Origin of the sequence: Blautia sp. DFI.6.71, assembly GCF_020593585.1 — a bacterium.
GTDB lineage: Bacteria > Bacillota > Clostridia > Lachnospirales > Lachnospiraceae > Blautia_A > Blautia_A wexlerae.
In genome coordinates, this window is record NZ_JAJDMJ010000007.1 from 12,603 (window position 1) to 30,582 (window position 17,980).

Sequence of the window (17,980 nt, forward strand, 5' to 3'; positions counted from 1 at the left end):
CGGATACAGTTTTTCTTTGACTATGTGACGGATTTATGCGTTTGCCAATATGCCGCTGTTTAGAGAATAAAGATATTCAAGTGGAATCAGACGCAGTTCTTCCATATCGTCCTTGCGGTATTCCGGAATCTCAATTGCCAGAGAGGGCTGACGGATTACTTCCGCATAAAACTGTTCCGGAGATCCCATCTCAGGTTTTGCTCCGGCTTTTTTGACTCTCGCACCACCTGCAATCCCTTTTTCCAGACGATAGCCGGAACATTTCTGTAAATGCCTTGCCAGTCTGTAATTTTTCTGATTGTAGGCAAAGCCTTTCTCCTGTCTGCAGTAAACGATCTTCCCTCTGGAATAACTGAATGTAAGCAGGCCAAGGCTTGAATATTCCTGAAAAATGCTGATCAGGGCACGAGTCTCATTCTCACTGGCAGGCTCCTGATTCACTCTTTTCCGCTGATAATAATTAGTCGGAAAATTTCTGCGCAGATCAATTCCCCTGGCATTACATTCATACTCTTCCACAGGCCTGTCCTGCATTTTCAGCATCTGTCTGTGGATGGGATTATGTATGGCACCATATCCATATTCGCATATCTCATAGCTGTCAGGATTCAGCATGGGAATCATACAGATACGAACCTTATCCAGAAGTTTACGAACTTCATAACTTTCTCCGATGGTCCAGTTGCTTTCATAGGATCTGCAGTAATCTTTTGCAATAGACAAAAGATATTCCGGGAGATTTCTGTCTCCGCTTTCCACTCCGCTCAGACAGATAATGCAGGTATCACCCTTTCCAATCTCAAGCATGGGGATCATTCTGTCATCATGACTTCTTCCGATCACTCTGAACTGGACAAAATTTCCATATCTCTGTCCGAGTTCCCACAATGCGAAGTATATTTTTTCATAAGTTCCCATCTGTTCTGTTGACATACATTCTTTCCTCCTTTTTGGCAAATGTTCAGCAGCCTGGATCAGATTCCGGATTCTGACCTGTATGGACGGCTGAATGGCTGCCTTATTATTATATATATGAAAAGAGACAGGTCATAAGACCTGTCTCTTAAAAATAATTGAATTATATTTACATTTCTTTTTTACGTCTTCTTATCAGTACATAACCACCTGCAAGAACAGAAGCAGCAGCAAGAGCCAGCATAGTTCCGATCGGTGATTCATCACCTGTGGATACTGCTGATTTCGCTGTTCCGTTTGTTCCATCTGCATAGGTGGTAGGAGTTACATCTGTAGTTCCTCCATCTGTAGTTCCGTCGCCGGATCCGGTTCCGTCTCCGCTTGTTCCGTTTGCACCTGGTGTGGTAGTGGCCTGTGTCAGAGGAGCTGCCTTGAACTGATAGGGCAGAACTTCGGAAGCATCTGTTTCCTGCCAGTCATTTCCACTGTATACCTGTTTTGCATATTTAATGTAAATAGTATATGCTTTCTCGGCATCTGTATAAATACCACTCTTGGCACCAATTTTCCAGGATGTGTTCCAGGTTGACGGGTTAGAAGACATACTCCATCCTACAGGTACCCATCTGACATCACCTTCTCCCGGATTATTGTTCTGTGTACCTGCACCGATTACCTTGAAGTCATAGAAAGTATTCGGATAGAACACAAGTGCTTTCTCAAATCCCTGTACAACACTCTCTTTTACATCGGGTACTACTGGAGTATGAGATGGTGTAGGTGTAACAGGACGTTCTTTTGAATCAGGCTGGAACATTACAGAGCCATAATTACTCTTATCCTTATCACTGATCACACATACATAAATATCAACATCATAGTCAGGAAGATCAGTAACTTTTGCTGTTACATTTGTATCAGCCTCAATAGGCGCGCCTACTCTGGAAGTATCGATTGTTGGTGCTTTCTCACCACGTTTTACCCAGTCAATATAATATGTACCTTTTACATTTGACTGGAACTTAATTTTAACAGTACCACTTCCGGACCATTTGCATTCTTTTCCTGTTACTTTCAGTTTTTCTTCTGCAGGAGTTGGGGTAGGGGACGGTTCTGTTGTACTGACTAAAGTTCCGTCTTCTCCGATTTTAAGGCTGGAATCTCCCTCATATGTAATCTGAGAAAGAACATCCGCCAGTTTCACATCAGTAACAGCGTCACCCAGCTTTACGACTGTTCTTCCGGCGTTAGCCTCCTGAACAGCAACACCAATGGCAGAACCTGTAACAGCACCGCTTACATTGATCACACCATCTTTGGCAAGCACAAGGTTACTTGCAGCTTCAAAAGAATTTGTAATTGTATTTCCTGTAACACTTACAGTTCCACGAATATTGACAGTTCCCTCACTGTAAATTGCACCGCCTGCTGCTGCGGAGTTTGCTGTGATAGTACCACCCAGAAGATATACATTTGCACCGGCAGCATTGTTGATCGCACCGCCATTTCCGGTTGTGGTATTTCCTGTCAGAGTTGTACCGTCAATCAATGCATAATTACCGCTTACTACTTCTACAATCGAACCGGTAACGCCATCGCCTGTACCCTCAACAGTTAAACTGCCTGAACCGATAGCATTTCCATCTGAAGCAGTCACAGAACCGCCTGCCATCTGAAGATTACCACCATTAACAGTAAACATACTCTCAGTAAAGCCTGCTGCACGTTTGATCGTAGTATTATCTTCAGCAGCAACCAGCATGATATTCTTTTTTTCAGGGACATTTATTGTATTGTTGACTTCAATGGTTCCTTTTAATTTTACATAAGTAGGCTCACCATTTATCATATCCTCACAGTCCGGTACTGCTGCGAACGCTTCTTCCAGAGAAGTAAAGGACTTTTCGCCAATCACAATCGCAGAACCTGCCTCAGCAGCCTGCTCATCAGTTTCTTCAGCAGCCGGTGCCTCTGTAGAATCAGCTGTTGTTTCGGCAGGAGTTTCAGCCGGATCTTCCGGAGTCTCGGCTGGATCTTCGGCTGGTTCCTCAGGAGTTTCAGCCGGATCTTCAGAAGGTTCTTCTGTATCTGAAGAGTCAAGTTCACCTTCGGCTGATGTCTCAGCAGCAGTATCTGCTGCAAATGTGGCTGTCGGTGCCATTCCTACAGACAGGGCACCTGCCATTAATAATGCAAAAAGTTGTTTTTTTCTCATTGTATGTCCTCCCATAGATGAGTTTTAGTTAAAATCACTACTGACACCATCCGATTTCTTATTCCCCACGAAGCAGTCAGTAATCCCAAATCTGAATTGAAGTATAGCACATCCCTCAGAAAAAATCAATGTGCTGTCTATGGGCGTACCTGTCCGTTTCCATAGATGATATATTTCGTTGTGGTCAGAGCCAGAAGTCCCATAGGTCCCCTCGCATGAAGCTTCTGTGTGCTGATACCGATCTCTGCCCCGAAACCGAATTCAAATCCATCTGTAAAACGTGTGGAGGCATTGACATAAACTGCCGCAGCATCCACCTCATCCAGAAACTTCTGTGCATGTTCATAATTATTGGTAATAATTGCCTCTGAATGTTTTGTATTATATTTATTGATGTGAGCAATCGCCTCTTCCACAGAAGAAACCACTTTAATAGAAAGAATATAATCCAGATATTCTTTGCCCCAGTCTTCTTCTGTTGCGTGTACAGCTCCCGGGATCAACGCATAAGCCGCTTCATCTGCGCGGATCTCCACATGTTTCTCCTGCAGACGCTTTGCCAGGACTGGAAGCAGGGCATCCTTTACATCTTTATGTACAAGAACAGATTCGCAGGCATTGCAGACGCCTACTCTCTGAGTCTTGGCATTCATGATAATGTCTGCTGCCATCTCAAGGTCTGCGGTTTCATCCACATAAATATGGCAGTTTCCAGTACCGGTCTCAATCACAGGGATGGTGCTCTGCTCCACTACGGCTTTGATCAGGCCTCTGCCGCCTCGCGGGATGAGTACATCCACATACTGGTTCATCTTCATGAATTCTGCTGCTGTCTCTCTGGATGTATCAGAAATCAGCTGGATCGCATCCTCTGTCACGCCCTGTTCGTTCAAAGTTTCCCTGATACAGTTTACAATGGCCTCGTTGGAATGGATCGCATCACTTCCACCCTTCAGGATTACTACATTACCGGTCTTAAAGCAGAGTGCAAATGCATCCGCAGTTACATTCGGTCTTGCTTCATAGATAATTCCGATCACGCCAAGAGGTACTCTCTTCTGCCCGATCAGCAGTCCGTTTGGGCGTTTTTTCATCCCGGTTACTTCCCCGACAGGATCATCCAGGGCTGCTACCTGGCGCAGGCCCTCTGCCATTCCTTCAATCCTGCTCTCTGTGAGAAGAAGCCTGTCGATCAGCCCCTCAGGCATATGATTCCCTTTTCCGGTTTCCACATCCAGCCTGTTGGCATTGATCAGAGTCTGTGCATCCTTTACCAGTTTGTCTGCTACTGCAAGAAGTACTTCATTCTTTTTGTTTGTAGAAAAATTTCTCATTTCTGTTTCAGCTGCCTTCGCATTCATGCCAAGGCGGTTCAGCATTTCATTCATGTTCAGGTCCCCTTTCAGTCAGTAAGATAGCATATCTCCTCTTCTGTTACTATGATCTGCGGACAGATATCAGTAGGTTCTGTGGGAACCTCCGGCAACATCTGAAAAGAAAATGCAATGGCAACTCTTTCAAGCTGCGGATGTTTCTCAAGATAACGGTCATAGAAGCCACCACCGTATCCGACTCTGTGATTTGCTCTGTCAAAAGCCACTCCCGGCATGATCATAAGAGCCTTTGACCAGTTGACGATCTCCCCCGATACAGGCTCAGGAATCCCAAAATATCCGGGTTCCAGCCGGGCAAAGTCTGTCAGCTTATAAAATACCATATCCTTTCCCACAACCTTGGGAACTGCAACCTCCTTGCCGGCCTTCCATGCTTCTTTTATAAGATACTCTGTGACAACTTCATGGTTGTAATCTGCATATACCAGAATGCGGTCCGCATTCTTAAATGCAGGAAGTGCGGTCACTTTGTCAGTGATCGTGCGGCTCATTGCCTCTATCTGTTCATCTGTGTGCAGCTTTCTTTCTGCGAAAATCTTCTTTCTAATGTCTTTTTTTGATTCCATATTTTTCACCCAGATTAATGATTGTTCCGTCTTCCTGCTGAACATCCACATTGTCCAGCTGAGCGCGAAGGTTCATGCGGACAGATGCAATATATTCCTTGCGCAGCAGTTCTCTTTCTTTTTTCTCTTCTTCAGTAAGCCCCACACTTTTGGCTTTATGTGCAAGTGCATTAATGCGGTCGATTTTCTCAACTTCCATAGTTCTTCCTCCTGTTTTTTGTCTGCGGCAGTCTGTCTGTAAACACTGCCATTTACTCTGTGAATGTCATTTGGCACCGGTAAATTTCCGGTATTATAACAGTCTGTCAATAATATCGATCAGATAAACTTCTTTTTTGGACTGGCTTACAAACAGCGTACCGTACTTGCGTCCCTCTGTGATCTTATGGATAATATGGAAATCGGCTCCGTTTGCGATTACCATATCTACGCCTGCTGCAGAAGCGATCTGTGCTGCTGTCAGCTTAGTAGCCATTCCGCCGGTTCCTACCTTACTTCCAGAAGTACCTTTTCCCATGTTAAGCAGATTATCATCCAGATTTTCTACCACATCAATGAATTTTGCATCAGGATTAGTATTGGGATCATCTGTAAAAAGACCATCAATATCTGATAACAGGATCAGCAGATCTGCCCGTACAAGTGCGGCAACCATTGCAGACAATGTATCATTATCTCCGAATTTCTCCAGATTCTGAAGCTCATAGGTGGAAATGGAGTCATTCTCGTTTACAATGGGAATCACTCCCAGACTGAGCAGTTCATCGAAAGTATTCTGAGCATTCTTTCGGTTAACATTATTAACCATAGTATTTTTGGTCATAAGAATCTGAGCGGAAAGCTGATTATATTCAGAAAAAAGTTTCTGATAAATCATCATCAGTCTGGCCTGTCCTACTGCTGCACATGCCTGTTTTCCTTTCAGTTCTGTGGGTTTCTCATGCATTCCAAGAGCTGCCACACCTGTTGCTATAGCTCCTGAAGAAACCAGTATGACATCTTTTCCCTGATTGCGAAGGTCACTGAGCTCTCTTGCCAGCACTTCCAGTTTGCGAAGGTTCAGTCTTCCTGTCTCCGAATGAGTCAGGGAAGAAGAACCGATCTTAATTACAATACGTTTTTTATCTTTAAGTCGTTCCCGGTAATTCATCTTTTTGTTACTCCATATAAATATATTTTTGTAACTGTTCAGTGTCTTTACAGTTACGAGACAAAATCCATCAGAAATTGCCTGCAATAACAGAATTTGAAGATCAGCGTGTAATCCCAAGCTCCTCCAGGGCTTTCGCCTGTTTTGCCTCCATGACTGCCGCTTCCCCGGGAGTCATATGGTCATATCCCAGCAGATGCAGCATACTGTGTGCAACCAGAAAACAGAATTCTCTTGTCACACTGTGTCCGTATTCCTCTGCCTGCGCAAATACCTTGTCAACTGAGATCATGATATCTCCAAGAAGAAGTTCGTCTGTATCCAGATCAAAGTAAGATTCATCTTCCTCCACAATATCATATCCTGCCGGTGTCTCAAAAGGAATCATAGGGAAGGATAAAACATCCGTAGGTCTTGCGATATCGCGAAACTCAGTATTAACTCTCTCAATCTCTTCGTTATCTGTAAGTACAAGATTCACCTGTGCATCATAGGGACATTTTTCCATTTCAAGAACCTTGTCAGCTACCTTTACTGCCAGTGTCTCATAGTCGATCCCCAGTTCACGCTCTGTCTCATAATCAATCTGCATGTTCATCGTTCATTTACCCCGTTTCTGCGTCTTGCCGGTCTTTCAGGTTTTTGTTTCTTCTCATAGGCATCATAAGCCTGTACGATCTGCTGTACCAGAGGATGACGGACAACATCCTTGCTGGTAAGCTGGCAGAAGCCAATGTCATCTATTTTTTTCAGTACTTTCATTGCCACGTCAAGTCCGGATGTAGTATCTCTTGGAAGATCTTTCTGTGAGGCATCTCCGGTGATGATAACCTTGGAACCAAATCCGATACGTGTCAGGAACATCTTCATCTGTGCCGGAGTAGTATTCTGTGCTTCATCGAGAATGATAAATGCATTATCCAGTGTACGTCCGCGCATATATGCAAGCGGTGCAACCTCGATCAGGCCGCGCTCCATATTTTTCGCAAAGCTGTCCGCTCCCATGATCTGATACAGTGCATCATAGAGTGGTCTCAGATAAGGATCTACCTTGCTCTGCAGATCTCCCGGAAGAAATCCCAGCTTCTCACCGGCCTCAATAGCAGGACGTGTCAGGATGATCCTGCTGACCTCCTCATTTCGGAAGGCTGTGACAGCCATTGCCATCGCCAGATAGGTTTTGCCGGTACCGGCAGGACCTACACCGAACACGATCATTTTTTTGCGTATCTGTTCTACATAATCTTTCTGCCCCAGTGTTTTGGGCTTGATAGGTCTGCCCTGTATGGTGTTACAGATAAAATCTTTGTCTATTTCTGTGAGAACTTCGTTTCTCTGCTCCATTGCCAGAGAAAGAGCATAATTGACATTCTGTTTCGTGATCGTGTTGCCTCTTTTTGCAAGTACTGTCAGTTCTTCTATCAGTTTCTTCGCAGAAGCCGCATTCTGTTCATTGCCAAGTATCTTAAGGATTCCGTCTCTGGAGATCACTGTCACATTCAGTGTTCTCTCAATCAGCTTAAGATGCTCATCAAACTGGCCAAATACATTTGCTTCCAGTTCTGCGGGGACTTCTGTGTGTAATTCAATAATATTGCCAGCCATCCTGTGATGTCCTTTCCTGTTGATAAGTTAATAATGGATTATTGCCTCGTTTATGGACGATAATCAAAGTCCGGTTAAAACCAGATGCATCCATTGTAACACCTCCCTGCAACTTTTTAAATACAAATTTTTATGGAATTTTATGTTATCCGGCTTTTTTCGCCTGTCTGTTCGATGATAAGCAGGGTTCCTCCGGTAATGCACAGAGATTCTGTCAGCCTGGTAGTAATATGATTTTCACTGATCTTAATGCCATTTTGAAGCAGCTTCTTTTCATATTGATGAAATCTTCGCACAGCTTCCTTCTCGGCTTCTTTCCTGGTATAGGTTTCTTCTTTTATTGTATAATCAGTAGTTTCGGTCCATCCGATCCATACAGGAAGTATAAAATTTTCTGTGATACGCAGAGGAATTTCCTCTGTGATACGTTTCTGACCTGTATGTAATGTCGGATACAATCCCAGATACCAGTGCCCAAACCGGAAGTACATTTCTTTTTTCTTTTTGCCGGCAGGGATTTCTGTACGGTATTTTAATGGAAATTCCTGATAATAGGAAATTTGTCTGGAAATAAAAATATCCGCATCTGCATGAACGTATTCCTTTCGCAGGACTTCCTGACTGTCATTCATGATATGAAGTTCCCCGGATACCAGAAGTTCCCCTTTTTTGCAGGAATCCCCGGGCTTTTTTACCGGTATGCCCCTTCGGACGATCATATCTGTGATCACTCCGTCCTTGTCTGCTAGCAGATTACAGGGTGAGGTATTACTGTTGGTTTTTGGGGGGATAATTCCTTCCTGGATATTAAGAATCAGACGGGTTCCTTCTATTCTGGCAGATACCCAGGTAATCTCCGGAAAATTTTTCCGTACAGCTGCTGCAACTTCTGAACAGTTGATCTTTTTTTTGGACATCCCATGGTTTATATCCTGCTTATCCAGAAAATCGAGGATTTCTCCGGTACTGTTTCTGACATTTCCTTCAATATGGATATTCCAGATTCTCCCTGTCAAAAAAAATATCAGGATACCTCCCAGAATCATGCCTGTAAAAAAAGCCTTTCTTTTTTTATTCCTTAAAAAAAAGAAGGGCATTCCCCGTCTCTGTATGATCTGAATATGTACACCTGTTTTATTCCGGAGAGGTCTCAGGCGAAAGAAATCAGCGGCCTGCATTTGTGCCATAAGCTGGCCGTCCTCTCTGTACCGGATCTTTTCCATATAAACTTTTCTGCTTTTGCAGAGATTCAGAAAGCGTTCCAGATTTTCTCCTCTTACAAGGATGATCACATAACCATATATTAATTTCAAAAATTTCAACATTCGCTGTCACCCGCTTTTATATCATAAATACTTCCCGTCACTTTCATTGCACTGGAATTGTACCAGCGGATTTCAAGATTTTTCCCGGATATGGTCACTTTTCCGCAAAAAGACTGTATCACAATTTCAGAAGGTGTATATTTAAAAACAGATTTATAATTTTCGATAACAGCTTCCGTCTGACCGGTCAGTGTGACGATCGTTTCATTATATGCCAGATCAGGCGGAAGTTCTAATGCCAGCACCATCCGGTTTTTCCATTGTCCTGCTTTTTTCATAAAAAAAGCTCCCCCGGCTTTTACTATCAGTCTATGCCGGAAGAACTTTCTTTAAAACACGTTTCAGCAGCAATCATCGAAACAAAACCATAGAAAACCACAGAATTGTATTTCCACCCAGATTATATTCCATAGATTCACGCTCTACAATCTCATTTACTACTACACCATGACTTTCCAGACATGGATGCATCCGATCAGGATATCTGCATGGTTTTCCCTCTTTATAGGCACATTTTTCACAGATATCACAGGATTCTGTAGACAGGATGTAAGTTTCATACCCTTCTGTATTCAGATATTTTCCCACCTCTGTAGTCAGGTCCTCGTGTGCCCGTCTTGTAGAAAGCATTTCTTCCATGTTCATGATATCCGAAACTTCCGCTACACTGGAAAAGAAAACAGCCTGAGGATAACTTTTTATTTTTTTTTCACATTCCTGCAGGGTTCCTACTGCGGGGGGACAGGCCCAGGTAGAATCATAACGTTCGCATTCTTCTTGGCAGATCGTGCGCACGCGTTCCTGAATTGTAATATCTTTTGTGTCCAGTATGCGGTATTCAAAAATCGGGTACTGTGAAATAAATTCTTCAAATTTTTCTATGTTCATAGTTTTCTTCTTTCTTTTGGACTTGTTGGTACATTCGTTCATTTATGATAGGGTTCGTGATTCATAATGCGGTAGCTTCTGTATATCTGTTCCAAAAGGATCATCTGCATCAGCTGATGCGGAAAAGTCATTCTGGAAAAGCTGAGCTTATAATCTGCACGTTTCAGAACGCTCTCACTCAGTCCTAAGGAACCTCCGATCACAAATGCAATGGAACTGATACCGGAAACTCCCAGTTTCTCAATTTTTTGAGAGAGTTCTACAGAATCCGGCGTTTTTCCATCAATTGCCAGTGCGATAACATAATCCTGTTCGCGTATATGTTTCATCAGACGTTCGCCTTCTGTATTTTTAATCTGTGTGTTCAGTGCTTCTGACGCTTTATCCGGTGTTTTTTCATCTGCTACCTGACAGAAAGTCAGCCTGCAGTATCTGCTCAGCCGTTTGGCATATTCTGCGATTCCGTCACACAGATATTTTTCTTTGATCTTTCCAACTGTAACAATACGGATTTCCATGATCTTCTTCCTTCTATTTTAATAAAATCAGCGATAAAATCACAGTATTTTTAGTACTGCAGATAATATTCCATAGCAGTCATTTTACTGGTCTTGCCATTTGCTGCAACAAGAATAACATTCAGCCTATGGTAACCCACAGGCATGGAGATTGGCTGTTCATAAACAGTACTGTTAAGATCCGGTTCAGAATCAAATGCATAATATGCCTTACATCCATCCGGAACAGTGATCTTAATCTCTGTTTTTTTATTGTAATCCCCTGATTTAGGTGTTACCTTAGGGGCTTTCGGTGCATTTAAAACAATCACATACTTTCTGCTGATCACATCACTTTCGATGTTTTTATCATTTACACCAAAGGCTTTTAATTCAGTTGTGCCTTCCCTCAGAATAATAGGTTCTGTATATACTTTACTCTTTCTGGTAGGTGTGCTTCCATCTAATGTGTAATAAATCTTTTGGCAGTTACCTTCCAGTTTCAGAGTCTGCGTTGTAGTATAGGTTCCGGGTGCAGGATTTGATACAGGTGTTTCGCAGATATATTCTGCGCAGGCATTCTGCACCTCTCTGTCAGCAGATTTCAGGATCAGTCTGACTTCGTTGGTCTTTCCCTCCTGTGTAAGAAGCTTCACATACTCTTTATATATTCCTGTTCCCGCAGTTTTGTTCTGGATAAACGGGCGCAAAACAAGAAGTGCAGATCGTTTATCGCCTGATTTCTCCATACTTTTGGCCAGAAGAAGATTGGCGGCTTCATTTTTAGGATTTTTATCCAGAGCATTTTCTGCAATCCGCTGTGCTTCTTCATAGTTTTGCTGTGCATATTGTTTTTTTGCCCTGGAATATAAGGCAGAAAAAGTATTTAACTGCCGATAACAAAAGAACCCCAGCAGTGTCGCCGCACACAGAAGCAGACATAGAAGCTGTTTTCTGCTGAATTTCAGCTTTCTTCTTTTTGGATGTTTGAAATATTTTATAATTTCTGTTTTCTGTTTTTTTTCGGATGGGCGGTTCTGCTGCTCCTTTTTCATCAGAGTTTCCACTGTGCTGAATTCTCTTACCCAGGGTATCTCCGCAAGGCAGTAGGGGCAGTACAGAGAGCCTTTTTCCACCTCTTTATGACATTTAGGACATTTCATAGACAGTCCTCACTTACTGATTTTCCAGATAATTCTGAAACTCCTCCATAGACATAAGAACTTTTCTCGGTTTTGTTCCCTCTTCCGGTCCCACTACACCTGCGTCGCAGAGCTGATCCATGATTCTTGCCGCTCTGTTGAAACCAATCTTAAACATTCTCTGCAGCATGCCAATAGAAGCTTTCTCTTTCTCTATGATAAACTTACCTGCTTCTTCAAAATGGATGTCCCTTTCATCTCCGGACATACCTGTTGTTACAGGAGAATTTACCTGCTGCTCGATCTGTTGGTTATACTGGACACCCGGATTTTTATCTGCAAGAAATTCAACCACAGCACTTACCTCATCATCAGATACAAATGCACCCTGAAGTCTTGCAGGCTTCTGATATCCCTGAGGATAAAAGAGCATATCACCTTTTCCAAGAAGCTTCTCGGCTCCGTTCATATCCAGAATTGTCCTGGAATCCACACCGGAAGATACAGAGAAAGCAATTCTGGAAGGCATATTCGCCTTGATCAGACCGGTGATAACATTTACAGACGGTCTCTGTGTGGCAATGATCAGATGGATACCCGCCGCACGTGCAAGCTGGGCCAGGCGACAGATAGCATCCTCCACCTCTCCGGGCGCAACCATCATAAGGTCTGCAAGCTCATCCACGATGATCACAATCTGCGGCATTTTCACAGGTTCTTCTTCAGCTCCTGCCGCCTTGATCTGCTCTGCTTTTTTATTATATTCATCCAGATTACGGACACCGTACTCCGCAAATGTATTGTAACGGTTTGTCATCTCCTGTACTGCCCAGTTTAATGCGCCTGCTGCTTTCTTCGGATCTGTCACAACCGGAATAAACAAATGTGGAATTCCGTTATACACACTGAGCTCTACTACTTTAGGATCGATCATGATAAGCTTTACTTCATCCGGATTTGCCTTGTACAGGATACTGATGATAAGTGTATTGATACATACTGATTTACCTGAACCGGTTGCACCTGCGATGAGAAGATGTGGCATTTTGGCAATATCCGCAACTACAGTCTTACCTGCAATATCCTTTCCTACTGCAAAAGAAAGTTTGGATTTTGCCTTCTGAAATTCTTCTGACTGGAGCAGATCTCTGAGCATAACCGTACTGTTCTCTTTATTGGGAACCTCAATGCCCACTGCTGCTTTGCCGGGGATCGGTGCTTCAATACGGATATCAGGAGTGGCAAGATTCAGTTTGATGTCATCTGCAAGACCTACAATTTTGCTGACCTTCACTCCCATCTCGGGCTGAAGTTCATAACGGGTAACTGTTGGTCCGCAGCTCACATTAGTGACAGTCACGTTCACGCCGAAATTGTGAAGTACTTCCTGGAGTTTTTTTGCAGTCTTACGCAGATAGGCATCAGAATCCCCCTGAGCTTTGCTGCTTCCTTTCTTCAGCAGATTTAAGGCTGGAAATTTATATTCTTTTTTTACGGCTGCTTCCTGTCGGGTGATCTCATGCTGAATGTTTACAATTCCGCTCTGTATCTCCTTTTCAGAAGATTTGGGGTTTTTCGAAGGCGGCCGCACTGCCTTCTCATCCTGAAAAGGGGGCAGATCTTCCTCCGGTTCTGAAACCACAGATTTCTTCCGGTCAGTGACAGCATCTTCAAATGGAAGGTCTTCCTGCTGTTGTGATTCATTATCTGCCTCGTATGTATCCGGGGATGTATCCGCTCTGTGAATCTCAAAATTCATCGGAGCATCGATGTATGGTTTATTATCCGCATCATCAGAGGATTTAATCCCTGTGTTCTCGGTATTCTCCGCAGCTTCGGCTGTTTCTGCTGCTGCTTTATCTGTATCTGCTGCTTTTTTCAGAAGTTTCCCCTTTTTCTTTGGCTTCTGTTCAGAATAGCCTGTCAGCTTGGTTCCTTCCAGAAAGCCGCCTTTTTTCATTTTTTTTGCTTCCGAAGGATCCATGAGAAAGTCATCATCTGAAAATTCATCATCGCCAATTTCTTCCTCCAGTCTACGGACTCTTTCTTCACGCCGCTGTTCTCTTATAAGCTGACGTTCTCTGGCACGTTCTTCTCTATATCGCTCACGTTCAGGCTGACCCTGCATATAGCGCATATGTCTGTCTTTTACAAAATCACACACCTTCATAACCAGCCGCGTTACAAAATCGAGCAGAGAGCGCTGTGTGATAATGATCATACATACAACAAATGCCAGTATAATGATCACATATCCGCCGATAGTTCCAAAAGCAGATGTGACAGAAATACAGATCGCTCCTCCGATCAGACCACCGCCTGTTTTATAATCTGCGCTTAAAGCATAATAATCCAGCAAAGTTGTACTCTGCATATATCCGTCTGTGAGAAGCTGCGCTGCCCCACACAGAAACAGAAACATCACAAACGCCGCTGCAAGTTTCTTATATGCCAGCCGGTTTGTTTTATTGATCAGAATAAATGCTGATTCAAGGAAAAATACGATTGGAAACAGATATGCCATCAATCCCATCAGTCCGAAACAGAAATTACTGATCGCATCTCCCACAAAACCACCTGCTCCAAAATTGCTTGCCATCAGGATCACACATGCGGCCAAAATCACAAATAATATGATTTCTGTCTGAAATCTGCCGACTTCCTGTTCCATTGCTGTCTTCTTTTTTGTATTTCTTCCCGAATGCCCGGTATTCTTACTCTTTGATGCTGCCATTCTAAGGCTCCCCTCCTTGATCTTCTCGTAAATATCTTCCCTTTACAGGGCAAAATTTAATGCCAGTGTAATAATACCGACTATAAATGAATAATATGCAAAATAGCGTAATTTTATATTCTGAGTCATGGCTATTGTATTTCGGATAACAAGACATCCCGCAAAACCGGCGATGATCATTGCAAATACATAGGTAAACCCAAGTCCTGCCGTCATTTCAGAAGCACCAAAATTTCCGATTTCCGTAAAAAAAGCACCTATGATAGCAGGCAGACTCATAAAAACAGAAAAACGAACCGCAAATTTGCGGTTATATCCGCATAACAGTGCAGCACATAATGTAAATCCCATTCTGGAAATCCCCGGAAAGACAGCAATCCCCTGACAAATTCCAATCCACATGGCGCTGTCATAAGAAGCCTCTCTCGGTCCCTTTTTTCCACCGGATTTATTCAGATCTGTTACCAGAAGAAATACGCCTGTAAGTAAAAATCCGATTCCCGGAACAATCTGAGAGTCTGCGGCCAGAAGAGCCAGCCGTTTTCCTGTAAGTCCCAGAAGTGCTGTTGGAATCATGGAAATCACAAGAAGTGCACCTGTTTTCCGATATGTTCCGGTGACTATTCTGGCATAGCCCAAACTTTCCCCTGTCTTCTTGTTATGGATATATAGATTCAGATTACCGATCATATCCATAAACATCCCCAGAAGTCCCAGTCCGATTTTTTTTAAATCTTTGCGGAACAAAAATATAATTGCTGCCGCACTTCCAAGATGGAGCATCGTTTCTGACAGCAATCCGGTTTCGTGGCCGATTCCCATATATTGTTCCAATATGCATAAATGTCCCAGGCTGCTGACAGGAAGAAATTCCGTCACAGCCTGAATGACAGCCAAAAATATCAAATATACAACGATCATAGAACTGATTCCTTTTTGTTTCTCCAAAATTATGGTTTATTATAGCACACTCAGAAAGGCTTTACAATAAAAAGCCCCCTGACTGTCATGTTCACAGTAACGTAGCCAAAATTCATTCATTTTCCTGCTGCCTTTTTTCTTTTTCATGTGCCAGCAGTTCCTGTACCGATTTATGTGCAATCCGGAATTCTTTTTCAAAATAAGCATTGATCTCTGCACCGTATAACAGAAGATTCATACAGATATACAACCACACCATGACCATGATGATCGTCGCAAGGTTTCCGTACATATTACTGAACCCCGGAAAAATCTCAAAATAAAAAGAGAATCCGTATGAAAATATCGACCATGCAACTGCTATGATCAAGGCTCCGGGAATCTGGCTTTTGAATGTGGCTTTTCTGTTCGGAAGAACCTTATACAACATAAGAAAAACCAGAAACAACACACCAAATACCAACAGTGCTCTTGCCCCCAGTATTTTTCCCAGAACTCTTCCAAGAAAAGGAATATATCTTGATACAGCTTTCTGTATTTCGTTTCCGAGTACAAGCATAAGCAGAGACACGATTACCGCAATCACCAGTGATAAAGTATAGAATACTGCATAAATTCTGGTTAACAGCCAGTTACGGGTTTCTTTTACGTGATAAATGGTATTTAATCCATTGATGATAGACTGCATTCCTTTTCCGGCAGACCACAGTGCCACAATTGCTGACAAAGGGACAATTGCAGTACTTCTTTTGTATACATCTACCACGATCCCCAGAACAAAACTCTGCAGATTCTCCGGAATAAAAGCAACGATCGCATCCCTGACTACATTATAGGTCAGAGGTGTATACCGTACCAGTGTAGTCAGAAACAGAATACAGGGAATAAAAGACATGATCAGAAAATACGCTGCCTGTGTCGCATAAGCTCCTACGTGATCTCCGGATACACGTTCCATAAACCCGAATAAAAGCCCTGTAACAGACCGGGTTTTATTTTTCTTTTTCATATATGTCTCCATTCTGTTATTTTACAGCAGTCATTTTAGATAATGCATTTATGGTGATTGCTGTAATTATAAAGATAACTGTTTCGAATATCTCTGTTTACTATCATACCATGAAACTGCCGTTATGACAAACATGAATTATGGATAATAAAATCCGGTTCTTTTCATGCTGGAACGCTGTAGATATGAAAAAAACCGGATCAATATGTAATTAGTTTTATGGTCAGATTTTTACTTTCTGATGTAGAAATGATAAGCAGTCACAGAATCATACTGTTCACCTGCATTAAGAATCGGGGAGTGGAAATCTTCAACATTGACCGCATTCGGTTCAACCTGCGTTTCCAGACAGAAAGCATCCCGCTTATTGTAAGTATGACCATTTTTACCATGTTCATTTTCGACAAAATTTGCTGCGTAAAACTGTACACATGGACAGTCGGAAGTGACATCCATGGCAATTCCGGTTTTATCACTGTATGCGGTTGCGATCAGTCTTCTGTTTCCTTTTGCATAATTGTCTGTCACATAATTGTGGTCATATCCGCCTGTGAATTTCAGCTGCTCAAATTCTGCTTCAATATCCTGCCCAATCTGTTTGGCAGTTCTGAAATCCATGGGAGTCCCTGCAACTTCCTCATACACTCCTGTAGGAATGGAATGACTGTCGGCTACAGGTGTATAATATTTTGCATGGATTGTAAGATACTGATCCATGGCGGTTCCGCTTCCCTCACCATTCAGATTGAAATAAGAATGATTTGTCATATTGGCAACTGTCGGCTCATCGCAGATTCCCTGATAATGGATCCTCAGTTCGTTGTCTTCCGTAAACTCATATTTTACAGACACATCAAATTCTCCCGGGAAACCATTCTCGCCATCCGGACTTATACGGTTAAATATAACACTGTTTTTATCATCGGAAATCTCAGCCACTTTCCAGAGCTTTTTTTCAAATCCGTCAGGACCGCTGTGAAGATTATTGTCATTCTCATTCTGAGCAAGAACTACTTCTTTGCCATTGACAGAGAATTTCGCACCGCCGATGCGGTTTCCGTTTCTGCCGATGGTTGAACCGAAAAAGCATCCATTTACTTCATAAGATGCCAGATCATCATATCCAAGTACTACGTCTGTTAAAGTACCATCTTTATCAGGTACGCAGACCTTAACCAGGATTGCTCCAAAATCTGTCACTTCCGCATATGCCCCGGATTTGTTTTCCAGATGAAAAATTTTTACTGTTTCCCCAGTCTGTAATACACCGAACTTTCTTTCAGAAACACCCATTGTTTCCAACCTCCCGTATCATAAAATAATATTAAATCCAAAAGATAATAAAAAAGAGCCTCTCTACGGCTCATTTTTACAGTTCCCGAAATGCCGTTCCCTTCCCATTGACGCCTAGCCATAGCTAGGTGGGTATCCTCAACAGACCTTCTGTCTTCCGCTGCATAATGACGGCCTGACATCTGGCCTGCGATGTTGGGTTCCCGTTAAAGTCGATGTAGGTTCAAAAAAAGAAGGGGCCTCGTACATTTCAGGATATTCACTGTTTTTAACTGATTCTTATTATACTCCAGTATATGTTCTTTTTCAACATAAAATGTAGAATT

17 protein-coding genes and 1 other RNA gene are annotated in these 17,980 nt (G+C 42.7%); all 18 read right to left on the minus strand.

The genetic code is table 11. The features are described from left to right. Positions 1–33: 33 nt before the first annotated feature. Positions 34–933: a M14 family zinc carboxypeptidase gene (locus LJE12_RS05030; protein ID WP_008703215.1), complete on the minus strand. Its 900-nt coding sequence runs from the start codon at positions 931–933 to the stop codon at positions 34–36. 151 nt (positions 934–1,084) lie between these two features. After that, on the minus strand, positions 1,085–3,130 hold the full coding sequence (locus LJE12_RS05035) for an LPXTG cell wall anchor domain-containing protein (RefSeq protein WP_227226779.1): 2,046 nt from the start codon (positions 3,128–3,130) through the stop codon (positions 1,085–1,087). A gap of 137 nt (positions 3,131–3,267) precedes the next feature. Continuing rightward, positions 3,268–4,518 (minus strand): glutamate-5-semialdehyde dehydrogenase, encoded by a 1,251-nt coding sequence (locus LJE12_RS05040; RefSeq protein ID WP_227226778.1) that lies wholly within the window; start codon positions 4,516–4,518, stop codon positions 3,268–3,270. A gap of 14 nt (positions 4,519–4,532) precedes the next feature. Further along, positions 4,533–5,090 (minus strand): 5-formyltetrahydrofolate cyclo-ligase, encoded by a 558-nt coding sequence (locus LJE12_RS05045; protein ID WP_008703219.1) that lies wholly within the window; start codon positions 5,088–5,090, stop codon positions 4,533–4,535. Further along, entirely contained in the window at positions 5,068–5,289 is a 222-nt protein-coding gene (locus LJE12_RS05050) for a DUF896 domain-containing protein (protein WP_008703220.1), read from the minus strand. The genes LJE12_RS05045 and LJE12_RS05050 overlap by 23 nt, the downstream gene beginning before the upstream one ends. Before the next feature lie 93 nt (positions 5,290–5,382). Further along, complete coding sequence (gene proB / locus LJE12_RS05055; RefSeq protein WP_022381406.1) at positions 5,383–6,240, minus strand: glutamate 5-kinase; 858 nt, start codon at positions 6,238–6,240, stop codon at positions 5,383–5,385. Positions 6,241–6,343: 103 nt separating this feature from the next. Next, the gene (gene ybeY / locus LJE12_RS05060; protein ID WP_022381407.1) at positions 6,344–6,838 is read right to left on the minus strand and encodes an rRNA maturation RNase YbeY; all 495 of its coding nucleotides are present in this window, start codon (positions 6,836–6,838) and stop codon (positions 6,344–6,346) included. Continuing rightward, entirely contained in the window at positions 6,835–7,845 is a 1,011-nt protein-coding gene (locus LJE12_RS05065) for a PhoH family protein (RefSeq protein ID WP_008703224.1), read from the minus strand. Before LJE12_RS05065 ends, ybeY begins: the two co-directional genes overlap by 4 nt. 140 nt (positions 7,846–7,985) lie before the next feature. Then, complete coding sequence (locus tag LJE12_RS05070; RefSeq protein WP_227226777.1) at positions 7,986–9,170, minus strand: sporulation protein YqfD; 1,185 nt, start codon at positions 9,168–9,170, stop codon at positions 7,986–7,988. Continuing rightward, a complete protein-coding gene (locus LJE12_RS05075; protein WP_020993926.1) occupies positions 9,164–9,448 on the minus strand; it encodes a YabP/YqfC family sporulation protein in 285 nt (94 codons plus the stop codon). The genes LJE12_RS05070 and LJE12_RS05075 overlap by 7 nt, the downstream gene beginning before the upstream one ends. 73 nt (positions 9,449–9,521) lie before the next feature. After that, on the minus strand, positions 9,522–10,058 hold the full coding sequence (locus tag LJE12_RS05080) for a DUF2284 domain-containing protein (RefSeq protein WP_008703231.1): 537 nt from the start codon (positions 10,056–10,058) through the stop codon (positions 9,522–9,524). A gap of 38 nt (positions 10,059–10,096) precedes the next feature. After that, complete coding sequence (gene rlmH / locus LJE12_RS05085; RefSeq protein ID WP_008703233.1) at positions 10,097–10,576, minus strand: 23S rRNA (pseudouridine(1915)-N(3))-methyltransferase RlmH; 480 nt, start codon at positions 10,574–10,576, stop codon at positions 10,097–10,099. 50 nt (positions 10,577–10,626) lie between these two features. Beyond that, positions 10,627–11,718: a chitobiase/beta-hexosaminidase C-terminal domain-containing protein gene (locus LJE12_RS05090; RefSeq protein WP_022381412.1), complete on the minus strand. Its 1,092-nt coding sequence runs from the start codon at positions 11,716–11,718 to the stop codon at positions 10,627–10,629. 13 nt (positions 11,719–11,731) lie between these two features. Further along, on the minus strand, positions 11,732–14,431 hold the full coding sequence (locus LJE12_RS05095; protein ID WP_227226776.1) for an FtsK/SpoIIIE family DNA translocase: 2,700 nt from the start codon (positions 14,429–14,431) through the stop codon (positions 11,732–11,734). Positions 14,432–14,473: 42 nt separating this feature from the next. Next, the gene (locus LJE12_RS05100; RefSeq protein ID WP_020993930.1) at positions 14,474–15,352 is read right to left on the minus strand and encodes an undecaprenyl-diphosphate phosphatase; all 879 of its coding nucleotides are present in this window, start codon (positions 15,350–15,352) and stop codon (positions 14,474–14,476) included. 112 nt (positions 15,353–15,464) lie between these two features. Continuing rightward, positions 15,465–16,361, minus strand: coding sequence for a YihY/virulence factor BrkB family protein (locus LJE12_RS05105; protein WP_173681620.1), 897 nt, complete (start codon positions 16,359–16,361; stop codon positions 15,465–15,467). Between the two features lie 231 nt (positions 16,362–16,592). Next, on the minus strand, positions 16,593–17,654 hold the full coding sequence (locus tag LJE12_RS05110; RefSeq protein WP_025579028.1) for an aldose epimerase family protein: 1,062 nt from the start codon (positions 17,652–17,654) through the stop codon (positions 16,593–16,595). Positions 17,655–17,732: 78 nt separating this feature from the next. Continuing rightward, a non-coding RNA gene (ssrS, locus tag LJE12_RS05115) (6S RNA) lies at positions 17,733–17,914 on the minus strand. Positions 17,915–17,980 lie beyond the last annotated feature (66 nt).

Bases quoted from the DNA above. Each gene is read 5' to 3' on its own strand.
- LJE12_RS05080 (WP_008703231.1), bottom strand. From the start codon at position 10,058: ATGAACATAGAAAAATTTGAAGAATTTATTTCACAGTACCCGATTTTT.
- LJE12_RS05065 (WP_008703224.1), bottom strand. From the start codon at position 7,845: ATGGCTGGCAATATTATTGAATTACACACAGAAGTCCCCGCAGAACTG.
- ybeY (WP_022381407.1), bottom strand. From the start codon at position 6,838: ATGAACATGCAGATTGATTATGAGACAGAGCGTGAACTGGGGATCGAC.
- LJE12_RS05100 (WP_020993930.1), bottom strand. From the start codon at position 15,352: ATGATCGTTGTATATTTGATATTTTTGGCTGTCATTCAGGCTGTGACG.
- proB (WP_022381406.1), bottom strand. From the start codon at position 6,240: ATGAATTACCGGGAACGACTTAAAGATAAAAAACGTATTGTAATTAAG.
- LJE12_RS05040 (WP_227226778.1), bottom strand. From the start codon at position 4,518: ATGAATGAAATGCTGAACCGCCTTGGCATGAATGCGAAGGCAGCTGAA.
- LJE12_RS05050 (WP_008703220.1), bottom strand. From the start codon at position 5,289: ATGGAAGTTGAGAAAATCGACCGCATTAATGCACTTGCACATAAAGCC.
- LJE12_RS05090 (WP_022381412.1), bottom strand. From the start codon at position 11,718: ATGAAATGTCCTAAATGTCATAAAGAGGTGGAAAAAGGCTCTCTGTAC.
- LJE12_RS05030 (WP_008703215.1), bottom strand. From the start codon at position 933: ATGTCAACAGAACAGATGGGAACTTATGAAAAAATATACTTCGCATTG.
- LJE12_RS05045 (WP_008703219.1), bottom strand. From the start codon at position 5,090: ATGGAATCAAAAAAAGACATTAGAAAGAAGATTTTCGCAGAAAGAAAG.
- LJE12_RS05105 (WP_173681620.1), bottom strand. From the start codon at position 16,361: ATGAAAAAGAAAAATAAAACCCGGTCTGTTACAGGGCTTTTATTCGGG.
- LJE12_RS05110 (WP_025579028.1), bottom strand. From the start codon at position 17,654: ATGGGTGTTTCTGAAAGAAAGTTCGGTGTATTACAGACTGGGGAAACA.
- LJE12_RS05035 (WP_227226779.1), bottom strand. From the start codon at position 3,130: ATGAGAAAAAAACAACTTTTTGCATTATTAATGGCAGGTGCCCTGTCT.
- LJE12_RS05070 (WP_227226777.1), bottom strand. From the start codon at position 9,170: ATGTTGAAATTTTTGAAATTAATATATGGTTATGTGATCATCCTTGTA.
- rlmH (WP_008703233.1), bottom strand. From the start codon at position 10,576: ATGGAAATCCGTATTGTTACAGTTGGAAAGATCAAAGAAAAATATCTG.
- LJE12_RS05095 (WP_227226776.1), bottom strand. From the start codon at position 14,431: ATGGCAGCATCAAAGAGTAAGAATACCGGGCATTCGGGAAGAAATACA.
- LJE12_RS05075 (WP_020993926.1), bottom strand. From the start codon at position 9,448: ATGAAAAAAGCAGGACAATGGAAAAACCGGATGGTGCTGGCATTAGAA.